Source organism: Cupriavidus sp. FW216-B1 (assembly GCF_058789195.1).
The window spans coordinates 48,800-65,123 of record NZ_JBYTEL010000030.1 but is presented as its reverse complement, the minus strand read 5'-3'; the positions used below and the strand labels follow the sequence as shown (position 1 = coordinate 65,123).

14 protein-coding genes are annotated in these 16,324 nt (G+C 69.2%); 4 read left to right on the top strand and 10 right to left on the bottom strand.

What is annotated here, in order from left to right:
• The first annotated feature begins 453 nt into the window (after window positions 1-453).
• On the top strand, window positions 454-756 hold the full coding sequence (locus AC3WXD_RS32720; RefSeq protein ID WP_059413459.1) for a hypothetical protein: 303 nt from the start codon (window positions 454-456) through the stop codon (window positions 754-756).
• A 76-nt stretch (window positions 757-832) separates the two neighbouring features.
• Window positions 833-982, top strand: coding sequence for a hypothetical protein (locus AC3WXD_RS32715; protein WP_020206101.1), 150 nt, complete (start codon window positions 833-835; stop codon window positions 980-982).
• 458 nt (window positions 983-1,440) lie between these two features.
• Here AC3WXD_RS32715 and dusA read toward each other — a convergent pair whose 3' ends face one another.
• The 4 genes from dusA to AC3WXD_RS32695 form a co-directional block, all read right to left on the bottom strand.
• Entirely contained in the window at window positions 1,441-2,454 is a 1,014-nt protein-coding gene (dusA, locus tag AC3WXD_RS32710) for a tRNA dihydrouridine(20/20a) synthase DusA (protein WP_492325494.1), read from the bottom strand.
• A gap of 133 nt (window positions 2,455-2,587) precedes the next feature.
• Window positions 2,588-2,812: a hypothetical protein gene (locus AC3WXD_RS32705; RefSeq protein WP_059413402.1), complete on the bottom strand. Its 225-nt coding sequence runs from the start codon at window positions 2,810-2,812 to the stop codon at window positions 2,588-2,590.
• 64 nt (window positions 2,813-2,876) lie between these two features.
• Window positions 2,877-3,098 (bottom strand): hypothetical protein, encoded by a 222-nt coding sequence (locus tag AC3WXD_RS32700; protein ID WP_020206115.1) that lies wholly within the window; start codon window positions 3,096-3,098, stop codon window positions 2,877-2,879.
• Window positions 3,099-3,116: 18 nt separating this feature from the next.
• Window positions 3,117-3,602, bottom strand: coding sequence for a lecithin retinol acyltransferase family protein (locus AC3WXD_RS32695; RefSeq protein WP_492325493.1), 486 nt, complete (start codon window positions 3,600-3,602; stop codon window positions 3,117-3,119).
• A gap of 527 nt (window positions 3,603-4,129) precedes the next feature.
• On the opposite strand from AC3WXD_RS32695, the gene AC3WXD_RS32690 reads away from it, so the two are divergent.
• Window positions 4,130-4,417 (top strand): hypothetical protein, encoded by a 288-nt coding sequence (locus AC3WXD_RS32690; protein ID WP_020206117.1) that lies wholly within the window; start codon window positions 4,130-4,132, stop codon window positions 4,415-4,417.
• 91 nt (window positions 4,418-4,508) lie between these two features.
• Complete coding sequence (locus AC3WXD_RS32685) at window positions 4,509-5,279, top strand: PP2C family protein-serine/threonine phosphatase (protein ID WP_020206118.1); 771 nt, start codon at window positions 4,509-4,511, stop codon at window positions 5,277-5,279.
• Between the two features lie 20 nt (window positions 5,280-5,299).
• Here AC3WXD_RS32685 and AC3WXD_RS32680 read toward each other — a convergent pair whose 3' ends face one another.
• The 6 genes from AC3WXD_RS32680 to AC3WXD_RS32655 form a co-directional block, all read right to left on the bottom strand.
• Window positions 5,300-6,616 (bottom strand): sigma-54 interaction domain-containing protein, encoded by a 1,317-nt coding sequence (locus tag AC3WXD_RS32680; protein WP_492325492.1) that lies wholly within the window; start codon window positions 6,614-6,616, stop codon window positions 5,300-5,302.
• 48 nt (window positions 6,617-6,664) lie between these two features.
• A complete protein-coding gene (locus tag AC3WXD_RS32675; protein WP_059413400.1) occupies window positions 6,665-9,724 on the bottom strand; it encodes a peptidase domain-containing ABC transporter in 3,060 nt (1,019 codons plus the stop codon).
• 25 nt (window positions 9,725-9,749) lie between these two features.
• Entirely contained in the window at window positions 9,750-10,502 is a 753-nt protein-coding gene (locus AC3WXD_RS32670; protein WP_059413399.1) for a peptidylprolyl isomerase, read from the bottom strand.
• Between the two features lie 83 nt (window positions 10,503-10,585).
• On the bottom strand, window positions 10,586-11,968 hold the full coding sequence (locus AC3WXD_RS32665; protein WP_020206898.1) for a beta-barrel domain-containing protein: 1,383 nt from the start codon (window positions 11,966-11,968) through the stop codon (window positions 10,586-10,588).
• Window positions 11,955-14,582, bottom strand: coding sequence for an FHA domain-containing protein (locus tag AC3WXD_RS32660; RefSeq protein ID WP_492325491.1), 2,628 nt, complete (start codon window positions 14,580-14,582; stop codon window positions 11,955-11,957). Before AC3WXD_RS32660 ends, AC3WXD_RS32665 begins: the two co-directional genes overlap by 14 nt.
• Before the next feature lie 167 nt (window positions 14,583-14,749).
• Window positions 14,750-16,165, bottom strand: coding sequence for an efflux transporter outer membrane subunit (locus tag AC3WXD_RS32655; protein WP_492325495.1), 1,416 nt, complete (start codon window positions 16,163-16,165; stop codon window positions 14,750-14,752).
• Window positions 16,166-16,324: the final 159 nt, after the last annotated feature.

Below are 16,324 nucleotides of genomic sequence, written 5' to 3'. Positions count from 1 at the left end.
CTGCCTTTGCAGACAAGCTTCGTGTTGCGAGGGAGCGAATATTAAGGCCCCAATCGAGCCTTGGCAAGCGTTTTCTGAAATAATTCTGTGCTACCGCCATAAGTTGACTATGACGCATATTTGGCACTCACGAATGTCGGCACGCGAAGGGCATGGCTCCGTCATGCCTCCTCATCGAGCCACAGAGACAACAAGACCGTCCGCATGGCCTGCGCCGTCGTCACGGACTACCTGAGGGCGCCCATCCAACCCCGCCCGCAACGACACGATCAGGCGACGGCAACCTCGACACGCAGCCGCGGCGGCCTCACCAGAACCGGACCGGCTTAACTCTGAATTAGAAAAGTCTCAGTAGGAATAGGTGCAGATTGCGCTATTTTTGCAAGCATCGCCGAGACGCGCCAGTTGCCTTGCCACCCGCCGCCGGCCCCTCGGCCCCACGGAAGAACAGTGATGCGGCCCACCTCCAGCACCAAGCACACCCTCAAGCTCGCAGCCTCCCTCTGCCTCGTGGCTCTCATTTTCGGCAGCGCCTACGGCCTGTTCGGCTCGCCCGCCGCGGCCGAGCTGCCGGCGGCGGCGAATGGCCCTCATGCCAATGGCATGCTGTCGCTGCTGATGGATGTCCTCGGACCGATTGCCGCGATCCCCGCCCTGATCGGCATCTGGTCGCAACGCTTTCCGTTTGTCGGCGGCCTGGTGCTGGCCTGCCCCGCCATCGCGGTATTGCTGCTGCACCGGTTTGTCATCGGCTGACCCGGCCAGGAACCAAACCCCGCGATCCGGCGCCCAAACAGGAACGCGGCATCCGCCGCGACCCCGGAAGGTCATCATGAACTACTTTGCACGGAGCCTGCTGGCCGCCTGTGCCGTCCTCGTCCTCGCCGGCGGCTGTGCCAGCCCGGCCGGCGACGGCAGCGGCTCCGGCATCACCACTTACGGCACCGTGGACATCGGCATTTCGAGCGAGCGATCGAAGTAGCGCGGCGGACCGCCACCGCAGCCACGGCGGACCGCTGGCCGGCGAAAAAAAAGAGCCCGCAGCGCGGGCCCTCCAATTAGCGATCTCAATTGCCCTGAAGGCTCTAGTAATCTAGACGCCATTTCCCGTTCGTACCATCAGGGTAAACGGAAGACCACACCAAAAATCCGCGCCATATTGCCGCCAATATCCAATGGCATTAGCCACCGGTTGCGCCAAAAAAAAGCCCGCGCAAGGCGGGCTTAATAATCAGTTGAAGAAAGCCCCGTATTCGAGGGCAAGCACAGTGTATGAATTTGCCGCTCCCGCACGAATTAGGGGAATCCCTTTGCCGGCGCGGCAAAGCGGGCCGCTGGCGAGGTCAAGTGCCCGTCGCTGCGCCCTGCGCCTCGCCTGCATGAAAACCATATTCGAAGTTAGAGGAAAAACTCGACCCGCGGCGGGCCAGCAGCGTGCGCTCAGGCCGCCTCGAGCGACACTTCGCCGCCCGGCTGCAAATGCGCGCGGGCTTCCTCGAACATGGCGTCCACCCCCGCGCGCGTCCGTACCGCATGCATGCGGCGCGCATCGGACAGCACACGCCGCCAGCCGCGCCCGCCGTGGATGCCACGGTGCAGGCCCAGCATGTGACGCGTGACCGCGCCCATATAACCGCCCTGCTCCACCAGGTCGCCGATATAGCGCTGCATCGCCAGCTCCACTTCGAGCCGGGACGGCACCGGCGTCCGCGCGCCATAGAAGCGCGTATCCACCTCGGCCAGCACATAGGGCTGGTGATAGGCTTCGCGGCCGATCATCACGCCGTCCACGTGCGCGAGATGCGCGCCCATCTCGTCGTGCGTCACGATACCGCCGTTGATCAGGATCTCGAGGTGCGGAAACTCGCGCTTCAACTGGTAGGCCACCTCATAGCGCAGCGGCGGGACCTCGCGGTTCTCCTTCGGGCTCAGGCCCTTCAGGATCGCATTGCGCGCATGCACGATAAAGGTCTCGCAGCCTGCTGCCGCGACCTTGCCGACAAAATCGCGCACGAAGTCATAGTGCTCGATCGTATCGATGCCGATGCGGTGCTTGACCGTCACCGGCACCGACACCGCATCGCGCATCGCCTTCACGCAGTCCGCGACCAGCTCCGGCTCGGCCATCAGGCAGGCGCCGAACGCGCCACGCTGCACGCGCTCGGATGGGCATCCGCAATTGAGGTTGATCTCGGCATAACCCCACTGCTCGCCAAGCCTGGCGGCCGCCGCCAGGTCCGCCGGCTCGCTGCCGCCGAGCTGCAGGGCCACCGGCTGCTCCGCCGCATCGAAATCCAGGTGCCGCTTCACGTCGCCATGCAGGAGCGCCCCGGTCGTGACCATCTCCGTGTAAAGCCAGGCATGGCGGCTCAACTGCCGGTGGAACATGCGGCAGTGGCGGTCAGTCCAGTCCATCATCGGGGCGACGGAAATACGGCGGGAATTTGGATTCATCGTGCTACGGCGTCAAACGACCGCGCATCGCGCGGCCAGCCAGGAAGAAAGGAAGGCCAAGAGTATACGGCAGCGCGCGCCGGCGCGCTGCCGCGGCCGGCATCCGCCTGACGATGCCGCTTCGACCCCCGGCCTAGTTCACCCGCCCCGCGTCGATGGTCTGCATGGCCGACGCTTCGGCCAGCGCCAGCGCCGCCTCCGCGGTGGGCGCGATGCCGGCGTCCTCCTCGAAGGAAACCTGCGGGGCATCGCCGCCGAATGCGTCGGCGATCACCACCGTGGCCGAGAAGCCGCCGCCGGCGCACGCCACCGCGCGGGCCAGCACGGCGTAACCGCCATATTCGAATGTGCGCTCCATCGCTCCCTCCCTCCGCCGGGCATGACGCCATCATAGATGGAACCGCGCCGGCCGGGGCGGGCCGTCAAGCCGCATTCAGCGACGGCGGGAACACGCACCAGCCGCAGTCGCCATGCCGGAAGAAGAACATCGAGAGCTGGCCGGACGGGCCCGCCACCTCCACCCGCACGCAGCCGCCCTGCCCGGCGCGCGCGCCGCGCACGCGCGTGATGCGCGCCGGCGCGGCCAGCCGCGCGCCGAGCCACTTGTCGATCAGTCCGCGCAGGGATACCCGGGTCGTTTGCATGTCAGTCTCCTGGCAGGTTCAGGCGATGCGGGCGCCGAAGTGGGCGCCGCGCCATTCGGTTTCGATCAGCGTCCTGAGCAGGACCACGACCGTGTGCACCGCCACGGCCGGATGGTGCAGGCACGCTTCGACCTGCTCGCTGCGGGCTTGGCCCAGCAGGCACCACGAGCAGAAGTGCTCGCAGTTGTTGGTGAGCAGGCGGTAGTCGTCTTCGCCAAGGCGGGAGCGGGCGCGCGCGACGGCTTCGCGGCCGACGTAGCGGGCGCAGGGGTTGGCCTTGACGCTGACCGCGTGGCCGGCGGCGAAGTGTTCGAGGCTCACTTCTTCCACCGGGCCGCGATGCAGCGAGCCGGCGAACCCGGCGTAGTGGACCACCTTGCCCTCGCCGATGTAGATGCCGTGATGGGCGTAGCCGCGGCGTTCGGTGACGAGGTGCGCGCCGAGCGGGTAGTCGGCTTCGGCGGCTTCGGCGGCTTCGGCGTGGCGTTGGTCTTGGTGGTTCATGGCGGCCTCGGATCTGTTTGCTTGCTGCAGGCATTGCCTGCTGGTTGCAGCCATATCCGCATCAACCGTGCCATCGGCCACCGGCTCAGGCGTCATCAGGGAAAGCGGGAAAAACGGCGGGACCGGCGCCACAAGAATGTCGTGGGCAGCCCAACATCCCGGCGCGCTTTGTGTTGGCCGCGCGCCGTCACTGCGCGCACCCGGCGGCAAGCGGACGCGCCGCGCCGACGCGAATCCGAAGCACACCGAAACCGCCATCGCGCGAACGCGCGGCGCGGCACGGAAACAGACGGGCCGCAGCCACCAGTTCCGGCGCCCATGTTGGCGCACCGCCAACTCGCCAGCGCGCGCGGCCACGCGCCGCATCGGCCCACGCCGGGCCGCAGGCCGCGCCGGCTGGCGGTTCCGGGCTGGCGCGGCGCGCGCGCCGGATGCCGGCGCCGCACTGGCATGCGCCTTGCTGATGGAAGGGGGACGGCATCATGGCCATCGCGCAACCATCCCGCAACCACCACCGGAGACCGATCATGGCATCGCTCGCCATCCACGACCTCTACAACGACCGCACGCTCGACGGACGCGCCATGTCGGCCATCCGCGGCGGCGGCGCGCCCTGGGTATTCGGCTGGATCCAGCCCTACCAGCCGGCCAGGCCGAGCCTCGGCCCCGTCGTCAACTTTTACGAGATCAACAACAGCTTCTATGCTGATCAGATGGTGAATCAGTTCCAGAACATCGACGTTCGCAATTCGGCACCGGGCGCGAACATCAATGTGCAGGCGGGACAAGGCGCGCGCAACGACGGGCACATCTGAGCCCGCCCGGGGCGCGACGCGCGGCCGCGCCCGCGTCCATGCGACCGGGCCGGCCGGCGCGCGCCGGCCGGCCCGCGCAACGGAGACGATCGTGACCTGTGCATCGCAATTCCGCTGGACTTCAGCCGCGCGCACCGACGTCGGCCTGGTGCGCGAGCGCAACGAAGATGCCTGCCTGTCCCGGCCCGAGCGCGGGCTCTGGGTCGTGGCCGACGGCATGGGCGGCCACGCGGTGGGCGACTATGCCAGCAACCTGGTGGTGGAAACGCTGGACCGGCTGGGCGAGCCGCGCAGCCTGGAAGGCCTGCTCGACGATGCGCGCGCGGCGCTGCTGGAAGTCAACCGCGCGCTGCTGGCCGAGGCCACGCGCCGGCAGGTGCGGCGCATCGGCAGCACCGTGGTCGTGCTGATGGCCTGCGAGCGTTTCTGCGGCTGCCTGTGGGCCGGCGACAGCCGCATCTACCTGTACCGCGACGCGCACCTGACCCAGTTGACGCGCGACCACAGCCGCGTGGAGGAGCTCAAGGCGCGCGGCCTGATCACGGCGGAGGAAGCGCTCCACCATCCGGCGCACAACACCATCACGCGCGCGGTGGGCGCAAATGCCTCGCTGGAACTGGAGCAGACCTGGATGGAGGCGGCCGACGGCGACATGTTCCTGCTGTGCAGCGACGGCATCAGCAACGAGCTGCGCGATCCGGAGATCGCCGGCTTCCTGGCCTGCGGCGACTGCGAACTGGCCGCGCAGGCCCTGGTGACGGCGGCGCTGGAGCGCGGCGGCCACGACAATATCTCCGCCGTGGTGGCGCGCGCCGAAGACCTCTACGCCAACGACAAGACAATGGTGAATCCCGCGCTCTAGGCGCGGGGCCGGCCATTCCCCTAGCCCGCCTTGCCGCCCTGCGCGGCCTGGTGGCGGAAATCCTTCGAATGGATGCCGTGCTTCTTGAGCAGCATCTGCAGGTGCGAGCGGTTCATGTCGAAGCGCCTGGCCAGCTCCGCCACGGTGCCGCCCACTTCGTGCAGGCCGCGTTCGAGGAAGGCGCGCTCGGCCTCGTCGCTGGCGGCGCGCTTGGCTTCGCTGAGCGAGGTCGCGGTGGTCGCGTCCACTCCGCCGGCCGCCGCCACGCCACCCGCCACCAGCGCGGGGCCGGCCGCCCGCGGCCGGATGTCCTGCGGCAGGTGCTCGAGGTCGGCGGTATCGCCGGCCAGGCACGAGACCCGGTACATCAGGTTGCGCAGCTCGCGGATATTGCCCGGGTAGGCGTAATTCATGAGGAAATCGCGCAGGCGCGGCGTCAGCTTGACCGGGCGGCGCTTGAGCGAGCCGGCCGCCTCGTCGCCGAAGAATGCCACCAGCAGCGCGATCTCGTCGCGGCGCTCGCGCAGCGGCGGCAGCGTGACGTGGATCACGCTGAGGCGGTAGAACAGGTCTTCGCGGAACTTGCCCTCCTCGCTCAGGCGCCGCAGGTCGCGGTTGGTCGCCGCCACGATGCGCGTGTCCACCGAGATAGTCTCGTCCGAGCCGACCCGCTGGATCTCGTGCGCCTCCAGCACGCGCAGCAGCTTGACCTGCCCGGTGAGCGGCAGCTCGCCGATCTCGTCGAGGAAAATGGTGCCGGTGTGCGCGCTCTCGAACTTGCCGCGCCGATCGCTGGCCGCGCCGGTGAAGGCGCCCTTCTTGTGGCCGAACAGCTCGGACTCGATCAGGTTCTCGGGAATCGCCCCGCAGTTCACCGAGATGAACGGCTTGTCGGTGCGCGAGCCGTTGGCATGGATCACCTTGGCCATGAGCTCCTTGCCGGTGCCGCTCTCGCCGTCGATCAGCACCGGCAGGTGCGTCGGCGCGGCCTTCTCGGCGATCTCCAGCGCCTCCAGCAGCTTGGGGTTGTCGCCGAACGTGCCCTCGAAGATGAAGCTGCGCTCCAGCAGCGCCTGGCGGCGCTCGCGCGGGGCCAGGTCGGCCGCCGGCTCGGGCTCGGCCGGCTCGGCCACCGCGGCCTGCACGAAGCGCTCCTTGTGCGACAGCTGCATCACCTCGTCGCGCAGCGTGGTGGCCTGCTTGAGCAGCTTCTCGATGTCGGCGCGCTCGAGCCTGGAGGCCCAGCGCAGCGTGGAGCGCAGGATCTCGATCTTCTCGATCAGCCCGGCGTAGGACAGGGTGCTGCCGACCGCGCCGCCCTGGTTGAACAACTTCATCTCGCCCTCCCCCTGCGCGCCGACGCTCAAGCCATGCTCAAGCCATGTTCAGGCCGCGCTCAACTGCTTCTGCACCAGCTGGTAGTACATGCCCTTGCGCTCGAGCAGTTCCTCGTGCCGCCCCTGCTCCACGATGCCGCCTTCGTACAAAACCAGGATCTTGTCGGCGCGCATGATCGTGCTGAGCCGGTGCGCGATGATCACCGCGGTGCGCCCGCGCAGGATGTCCTGCATGTTGCCGAGGATATTGCTCTCGGACTGCGTGTCCAGCGCCGAGGTGGCCTCGTCGAACACCAGCAGGCGCGGGTCGTGGTACAGCGCGCGCGCAATGCACAGCCGCTGGATCTGCCCGCCGGACAAGCCCATGCCGCGCTCGCCCACCACCTGCTCGTAGCCCAGCGGCAGCTTGCTGATGAAGGCGTGCGCGTCGGCCATCTTGGCCACTTCCTCGATGTGGCGGCGGTCCGGGCTGTCGTCGCCGCAGGCGATGTTCTCGGCGATGGTGCCGGAGAACAGCAGGTTGCTCTGCATCACGTAGCCGATCTGCGCGCGGTAATACTCCTTGTCGATCACGCCGAGGTCGTAGCCGTCCACCGTGATCTTGCCCTCGCTGGGCACGTAGAAGCCCACCAGCATCTTGGCCAGCGTGGTCTTGCCCGAGCCGCTGCGCCCCACGATGGCCAGCAGCTCGCCGGGCTTGATGCTGAAGCTGATGTTCTCCAGCACGTAGGGCGTGTCGTTGCCGCCGTAGCGGAAATACACCCCGTCCAGGCTGATCTCGCCCTGCAGGTCGGGCAGCATCACGCGCGAGGGCAGGTCCTGCGGCTTCTGCTCCGGGTCCAGGTCGAGCACGTCGCCCAGGCGCTCCATCGCCACGCCGGCGTCGTTGAGCTGGCCCCACAGCGACACCAGTCCCATCAGCGGCGCCAGCACGCTGCCCATGAAGGCATTGAAGGCGATCAGCTGGCCGATGGTCAGCTCCCGCTGCAGCACCAGGTTGGCGCCCACCCACAGCACGGCGATGGTGGTGGCGGCATTGAGCAGCTGGCTGGCCAGGCCGACCACGATATGGAACGCCTGCGCCTTGTACTGCAGCTCGAGCGCCTTGGCGTACTTCTTTTCCCACTTGAGCCGCACCGCGCGCTCGATGCCCATGCCCTTGACCGTCTCCACGCCGCCCAGCGTCTCCATCAGGTAGGAGCGGGCCTCGGTGGACGTGGTGAAGACCTCGCGCGCGTAGGCCTTCACGCGCGGCGTGGCCAGCACCGTGAGCGCCGCGATCGGCACCACGAAGGCCAGCAGCACCAGCGTCATCTTGACGTTGTAGAGGAACATGATGGTGAAGTAGATGAACACCATCAGCAGGTTGAGCGCGGTGGTCACGGTGGACTCGGTCAGGAACGCGCGGATGGTCTGGTTCTCCTGGAAGCGCGCGAAGATGTCGCCGGTCTTGCGCTTGGCGAAGAACGAGAACGGCAGCGACATGGTGTGCCGGAAGAAATGCGACATCATGGCGAAGTCCATGTTGCGCACCATGAAGTTGGCGAGATAGGCGCGCACCGTGGACATCAGCTGCGAGAACACGTTGGAGACGATCAGCCCCACGATCAGCAGATTGAGCAGGCCCACGTTCTGGTGCACCACCACGCCGTCGAGGATGTTCTGGATGATCAGCGGCGGCACCACGCCCAGCACCTGGATCACGAAGGTCGCCATGAACAGATGGACCAGGATGCGCTTGTACGGCGCCAGGTAGCCGACGAAGCGCAGCCACGGCGAGCGCGCCACCGCCAGTTGCGCCATGCTCTCGCCGGCGGTAAACAGCAGGCAGGTGCCGCTCCAGCCGCGCTCGAATTCCTCCACGCGCATCTTGCGGAATCCCAGCGCCGGGTCCGCCACCCACACCCAGCGCCTGGACACGCCGTAGACCACCACGTAGTGGTAGCCCTCCCAGTGCACGATGAACGGCAGCGTGAAGCCCAGCAGCGAATCCTGCGTGCACTGCACGCCGCGCGTGGTGAAGCCGAGCGACTCGCCCGCGCGCGCCAGGCTGTCCAGCGTGGCGCCCTGCGTGGTCACGTTGGCCAGCTCGCGCAGCTTGCCCAGCGTCATCGGAATGCCGTAGTGGCGGCAGATCATCGCCAGGCACGCGGCGCCGCAATCCATTTCCTCGGCCTGCTCGACCAGCGCGAAGCGGCGGATCACGCGCTCGCCCATTTCCGGCTTGGAGGCCAGGTCCAGCATCACCGGATGCTTGCGGCGCTCGGCCAGCTTCTTCTGGCGGTGCAGCTCGCGGTCGACGAAGCGGATGCGCTCCTCCAGCACCTCGCGCAGCCTGGGGTTGCGCTCGATGATCAGCTGCACAGTCTTTTCCGGGATCACCAGCAGCCGCGCGTCGGTCACGGCGACGGCCGAGGCGATCTGCTCCTGCCGCATCACGCAGGCCCGCTCGCCGAAGATGTCGCCCTGGCGCAGCGTGGCCAGCGGGAACTCCACGCCGTCCTCGGTGCGCACGATGCGCACCTCGCCCTGCCGCACCACGTAGAGGCGGCGGTCCTCGCGCGCGTCCTGGCGCAGGATCTCCTTGCCGGCCGATATGCGCTTGACGCCCACGCTGCGCACCGCCTCTTCCAGCTCGGCCTTGTCGAGCTTGCCGCGCAGGTCGAACAGGCGCGCCACGAAGCCGCCCGCCGAGCTGATCGCCACGTAGCTGGCGATGAACGCCATCGCCGCCGGGTTCTGCGCCGCCAGCGGCTCGGTCACGCCGCGCGGGATGAACAGCAGCTCGGTCTTGCCCGACGCGCGCACCGACGATTCGTGCCGGTACTCGCGCAGCATGGCCACGTCGGCGAACACCTCGCGCGCCTTGCGCACGCCCAGGCTCACCTCCTTGCCGTTGTCCTCGTTGAACACGCGCACCGAGCCAGCCTTGACGATGAACAGGCCGCCCGCCGCGTCGCCCGCGTTGCACACGGTCTCGCCGAAGCCGTAGGTCAGCGCCTGCGCGTGCTCCGCCAGCCGCTCCAGTTCCTCGCGCGAGAACGGCGAGAGGATCTCCACGCCGGCCAGGAAATCGGCGAGCGGCTGCAGTTCGGAGCTGGCTTCCATCGCTTGGTGCCCCCGCGCCGGCGCGCTAGCGCGCTTCGATCACATGTTCCTGCGCCCTGGCCATCAGCCAGTCCTCGCGCAGCAGTCGGCGCACCTCGGCCGCCACTTCGGCGTCGAGCACGGCCGGGTGCTTGTCGCTCACCATGAAGATCTCGAAGACGGCGCGGTCGGCCGACGGGAACGGCCCGAGCAGGTCGCCGGCGGCGGCGTTGAACACCTTGGCCTCGATGTCGGCGCGCAGCGAGCCGCGCAGCACCTTGCCGATGGCGCCGCCCTGCTCGCGCGTGTCGGCGATGGAATGCTCGCGCGCCATCTCGGCGAAGCTGTCGGGGTCGTCGCGCAGGTAGGAGATGAGTTCCTTGGCCTTGCCTTCGGCGTCCACCACGATGTGGCTGATCTCGATGCTGTCGAACTTCGGCGAATGGAGCTTGAAGTAGGCATCCACCGCGCGCTCGTTCGTCACCTCGGCCATCATTTTTTCCTGGTAGAGGCTTTCGGTGATGAAGGTCTCGAACTCGTCCAGGCTGACGTTGAGCACGTCGAGATAGTGGTTCATGTCCGCCGCGCGGTGCAGCCCCTGCACGCGGCGGAACTGGTCGGCGCGCTCCTGCACCTCTTCGGGGGTGACGCCGATGCGCTGCTTGCGCGCCGCGTGCACGGTGAGCTTGTCACGCACGATCTGCTCGATCAGCCCCTCGAACTGCCCCGTGAGCTTCAGCACCCGGATGAACTCCTCGACGCCGATGATCTCGTCGTCGACCCGCACAATCGCTGTCATGTTCCGTGCTCCTCGCTCGTTGCCGCACGCGCCGTGCCGGGCACGCCGCCCCTCCCGCCCCCGCCCCGCATGCCGCGCGCCCGTCAGCCGGCCACCTGCCGGAACGGGTCCAGCCCCAGGTCGATCAGGCGCCGCTCGCGCACCACGATTTCCGCCGTGGCGGTCATACCGTAGCGCAACGGATATTTGCCGTCCGCCACGGCGTAGTACGTCTGCGCCAGCCGCACGCGGCCTTCGTACACCGGCTGCCGGTTCTGCCCCGCCAGCTTGGTCGCCGGCGAGATGTATTCCAGCGTGCCGTTGATGAGCCCGTAGCGCTGGTAGGGAAAGGCATTGAACTTGAGCTTGACCGGCAGCCCCTCGCGCAGGAAGGCGCGGTCGCGCTCGGCGATCTCAATCTTCAGCACCGGGCGCGCGTCCTTGGGCGCGATGCCGCCCAGCGGCGCGTTGGCCTGCACCTTGTCGCCGCGCTGCGTGGAGCTCACGTCGGTGATGACGCCGGCCACCGGCGCCAGGATCAGCAGGAAGTTGTCCTTGTCGATGTTCTCGAAGCGGATGCGCGCCGCCGCCTCGGCGACCAGCCGCGCGGTCTGCACCTGCAGGCGCAGCTTGTCCTCGGTGTTGCTGATCTCGCGCAGCGCGGCGTCGTACTGGATGCGCAGGTTGGTCAACTCCTGGCTGCTGCCCTCGAGCTGCACGGTGGCCTGGTTGAGCTCCTGGCTCAACCGCGAATCGAGCTCGGTCAGGCGCGACTGCGCGATGCGCAGCGCGTTCTCCGCCTCCACCGCGGCATTGCGCTTGCCCTCCACCTGCGACTGCGACACCCCGCCGCCGCCCGGCAGCGCGAACAGGCGCGCGTACCGGTCCTGCTCCTGGCGCGTGAACTCGCGCTGGCGGCGCGCGTTGTCGAGGTTGCTGCGCGCTTCCTGCAGCTGCGCGCGCTGCTGCTCGGCCAGGCGCGTGGTGCCCTCCGCGGTGCGGTTCTCGTGCAGGCGCTCGGCCACCTCGATCTGCTTCTTGAGTGCGGCTGCCTTGCGCTCCATCAGCAGCTTCTTGTCCGGGAACTGCTGCCACTCGCGCTCGGAGTCCTGCAGCTTGAGCTGGGCCTCCAGCGCATTGGTGGCCGCCTCGATCGCGCCGCGCGCGTTGAGCCGCGCCAGCACGTCGTCCTTCGACACCGGCTGCCCCTCGGCCACGTAGAGATCGGCCAGCTCGCCGTCCACCGGCGCGTAGAAGCGCCGCACTTCCGACTCGGGCGCGAGCGTGCCGTCCGCCGTGACGATCACATCCGCGTGGCCGACGAACGACCACACCAGCGCGCACAGCACCAGCAGCACCATCACCAGCACCGAGACCTGCATGATCTTGAGCGGCTCGGCGCTGAGGATCGCGATGCCCTCGGCGCTGTGGTCCTCAAGCGCCTCGTGCAGCGGCTTGAGGCGGTTGTCGCGGTTATCGTCCTTCATCGCGCCTCCCGCCGTCCTTCTCCCCGTCCCTGCCTCCGCCCGCCGCCACGCTCTCGCCGCCGTCCACCGCCTCGGCGCCGATCAGCGCCAGCTTGCCCTTGAGCACGGCGGGATTCAGCACCATGCGCAGCTCCTGCAGCGAGCGGCGCTGCAGCTCGGCCTCCGCCTCGATGTCGTCGCGCACCTGGCTCCACTGCGCGGTGTCGCCGACCTTGAGCTGCGCGTAGATGCGCATGCCCTGGCGCGCCTGCGCGCTGGCGCCGGACAGCAGCCGCGCCTGCGCGCGGAACTTGGCCGAGATCTCCGGCTCCAGGCGCTGCTCGCCGCCGAGCGCGCCGTCGCGCCGGTACTGGCGCCAGCTTGCCAGCGCGCCGTTCATGAGCACCTGCGCGCGCCGCAGCGCGGTGTCGTGGATGGCCGCCACGTCCGGCTCGATGGCCTTGACGAAATAGGCGTCCTGCGCCGGATCGAGCACGGCGTAGAAGGACAGCAGGCGCTCGTCGTAGCCGCTGCCGCCGCGCCCCTTCTGCAGCTCGCCGAACTGCGCGGCCACCGCCTGCCGCCGCGCCAGCTCGCTGGCCGCCGCCTCGGCCCAGGGGCCGCCCTTGATCTGCTGCATGGCCGCGAAGGCGGCGCCGGCATCGCCCGCGCGCCAGGCCTTGTCCGCGTCGCCGTACAGGCGCGCCACCTCGGGCGTGGGCAGGCGGCCGGCGGCGAGCTCGCGGTAGCGCGCCTGGAACGGCGGCGTGACGAAACCGGCGCCGGCCATCTGCGCCACCACCGGGCCGAGCGCCGTCGCGCGCAGGGCGGCGTCGAGCTCCAGGTAGCGCCGCAGGTCTTCCTTGAGGCGGTCCATGCCGGCGAGGCGCGGGTATTTCTCGGCGTAGTCCGCCAGCACGGGCTGCAGCGCCTGCGGCGCATCGCCGGCCAGCCCGGTGGCCAGCGCCGCGTTGAGGCGGTCGATGGCGGCGAGGTAGACGGAATCGTCGCTCTGCAGCTTGCGCACGTAGCTCAGCGCCACCGCGTAGCGGTCCTTGAACGCGGGCACGTAGGCGGAAATGCGGTCGAGCGCGCGCTGGTGCGCGGGGATGTCGGCGTTCCAGTCGCGCAGCAGGCCGCGGATGGCGGCCTCGTCGGCATACATGCGGATCGGCGCGTCCACGCCGCCGCGGCCCGCCACGAAGCGGTCGAGCCGGCCCAGCCACGCCATCTCGTCGAGCAAGGCGCGCGCGTCGGCGTTGTGCGCGCCGAGCGTCTTCATCCGCGCCAGCGCCGCGTCGGCGCCGTCGAAGTCGCGCGCCTGCAGTTTGCCCATCCAGGCGGGCACATACGCGCGCAGCAGCGCCTCGGTGCCCGCGGCCTTGAACTGCGCGTTGTCGGGATGCCGCGCGAGATAGGCGTCGGCCACGGCGGCGGCGCGCGGGAAATCGCCGCCCGCCATGAGCGCCTTCATCTCGCGCTCGGGCGCGCCGCGGAAATAGAGCGCCAGCAGCAGCGCCACCCCCGCCAGCGCCGCCGCCGCGCCCCAGCGCGCCGCGCGCCTGAGCTGCGCGCGCTCGCCGGCGCCGAAGCCGGCCGCCAGCCGCGCCATGACCAGCGCGTACTTGCCCTGCGCCTGCGGCTTGTCGGCGGCGGCGCCCTGCGCCGGCGCCACGGCCTCCTGGTTGACCTCGTCTTCCTGCCGCGCGGCGTAGTCGACGCAGAAGATGTCGAGGAACGATCCCGGCGCCGCCACGAAGGTGGTCTTGTCGGGGTCCTGCGCCGGCGCGGCGGCAACCGGCGGCGGCACCTCGGCGGCCGGCGGCGCGGCGCTGGCTTCTGGCGGCTGCGGCAAGGCCGAGCTGGTGACGGTCGCATCCTGCGCGGGCTCGGCCCGCATGCCGACGCGGTAGGCGAAATGGTTGCCGCCGAACGCCAGCAGGTCGTGCTCGGCCAGCGCCACCGCATGGTCCTCCACGCGCGTGCCGTTGACGAAGGTGCCGTTGGTGCTGCCCAGGTCTTCGACGAAGGGCTGCCCGCCCTTGAGGAAAATGTGCGCGTGCCGGCGCGAGACGTAGTTCACCTGATGCGGATAGGCGTCGCGGTAGCGCGCGAAAGTCTCGTCGGCCTTGCTGGCGAGGAACGGAAAGCCGGTGATCTCGATCGGCTGCAGGCCGAGGTCGCCGCGTTCCGGCGTCAGCGTCAGCACCACCGGCGGGTGTGCGGCCGGCGGCGCCGGCGCGCGCGGGCACAGGCGCACGCGGTAGGCCAGCGCGCTGCCGAAGCGCAGCTCGTCGCCGTCGCGCAGGCGCGCCGGCTGCTGCGCCACGGCCGCGCCGTTGAGCGTGGTGCCGTTCTTGCTGCCGAGGTCGGCGATGTAGGCCGCGCCGTCCTCGCTGAAGATGCGCGCATGCCGGCGCGACAGCACGGCCGCCACCTCGGCGGGATAGGCGGCGAAAGGCGCTTCGGCGCGCCCCACGGCAAACAGGCTCTCCTCGATGCGGATCTCGCCGAGCGCAGGATGCGTGACAGGCGCGAGCACGATGTCGAGCCGCGGCGCCAGCCCCGGCGAAAGCGCCGCGCCCTGCCCCGCCGCCGCCCGCGCCTCGTCGATCAGAGCCTGGTCTGAAGCCATGTTTCGCTACCACCAACAGCGCTTGGGCCATGCGCGTGCGCCGGCGGCAAGCCATTTTTCATGGCGGCGGGGCGGGCCCGCAGGCCGCCGCGCCGGGAACGTGCTGACAAGGACATAGTAGGCCAGGCCCGCCGGTAGTCAATCGCGCGGCCGCGCGCGCAGCGCGGCTATTTCGCGTCCTGCTGCGACACCTGCCGCGGTCCGTCGCCGGGCGCGTTGGCCACGGCCACGCTGGGCCACCCGCCGCCGAGCGCCTTGTAGAGGGTGACAGTGTCGGCGAGGATCTGTTGGTGGTTGGCCAACAACTCGAGCTGCGCGCCGAGCAGCGAGCGCTCGGCCTCGAACACGTCGAGCTGCGACACCACGCCCTCCTTGAGCTGCGCCTCGATCTGCGCCGAGACCACGCGCAACTGCGCCACCTGCTGCTGCAGTTCCACGCGCTGCTTCCTGTGCGCCTCCACGTTGACCAGCGCATTCTCCACTTCCTCGAACGCGGTGATGACGGTGCGGCCGTATTCGCTCTCGGCCACCTTGGTCTGCGCCTCGGAGGTCTTCACGCGGGCGCGCACGCCCGGGTCCAGCATCGGCAGGTTGATGCTCGGCATGAAGCCGAAGGTGAAGGACTTGAGCAGATCGGTCAGCGCGAAGCTGGAGGTGCCGCCGCGCCCCGTGAGGCTCAGGCTGGGCAACTGCGCCAGCCGCGCCTGGCCGACCAGGTTGTACGACTCGAGCACACGGTATTCCGCCGCCACGATGTCCGGGCGGCGCGACAGCAGCTGCGACGGCAGCCCGGCCGGCACCGGCGGCAACTGCACGCGCTCCTGCAGGCGCCCGGCCGGCACCTTGAACACGCCCGCCGGCACGCCCACCAGCGTGCCCAGCGCGTTCTCGGAGAGATCGCGCCCGCGGCGCAGCTCCAGCAGGTCCTTGGTCAGGCGGTTGATCTCGGCCTGCTGCTGCATCACGCGGACCTGGGGAATCAGGCCGTTCTGGAACATGGCCTGGTAGGTGACGAGGATCTGCTTGTTGCGGGCCAGCGTGCGCGCCTGCTGCTCGCTCTGCTCGTCGAACTGCAGGATCTGGAAATAGGTGGTCGACACGGCCGACACCAGGGTGAGGTAGCCCGCACGCCAGTCCGCCTCGGTGGCGTTGAACTCCGCCTTCTGGGCCTGCACGCCCTTCTCGACCTTGCCCCAGATGTCGATGTCCCAGTTGACCTGGGTGCCGAGGTTGTAGGTCCGGCTCAGCGACTGCCCGGTGGTCTTGTCGAAACTCACGCCGGCGCCCACGTCGAAGACCGGCAGCGCGCCCGCCCTGACTTCGGCGATCTGCGCGCCCGCCACCTTGATGCGCGCGGCCAGCACCTTGATGTCGTAGTTGCCGGCGATGGCCTTGTCGACCAGGCCGTCGAGATACGGATCGCGGAAGGCCTGCCACCAGTTCGGCACGATGGTGTCCGCCGGCGACACCGTGATCGCGCCCTGGCGCGACCATTCGGGCTTGGCCGGGGTGTCGGGGCGCTGGTACACCGGCGGGCGGAAATCGGCGCAGCCGGCCAGCGCCAGTACCAGCCCCAGCGCCATCGGCAGGGTGGCGCGCGCGGCGCGCGCGGCGAACGGAGTAAGCAAGCAAGGCACGATCGTCTCCCGCGAGGAACCAGGCTGGTCTCGCCATACGCTGTGCATTCATTGTGTATCCGCCCGCGGCGCGATCCAACCCGAAATTGCAGGCTGGCGGCCTTG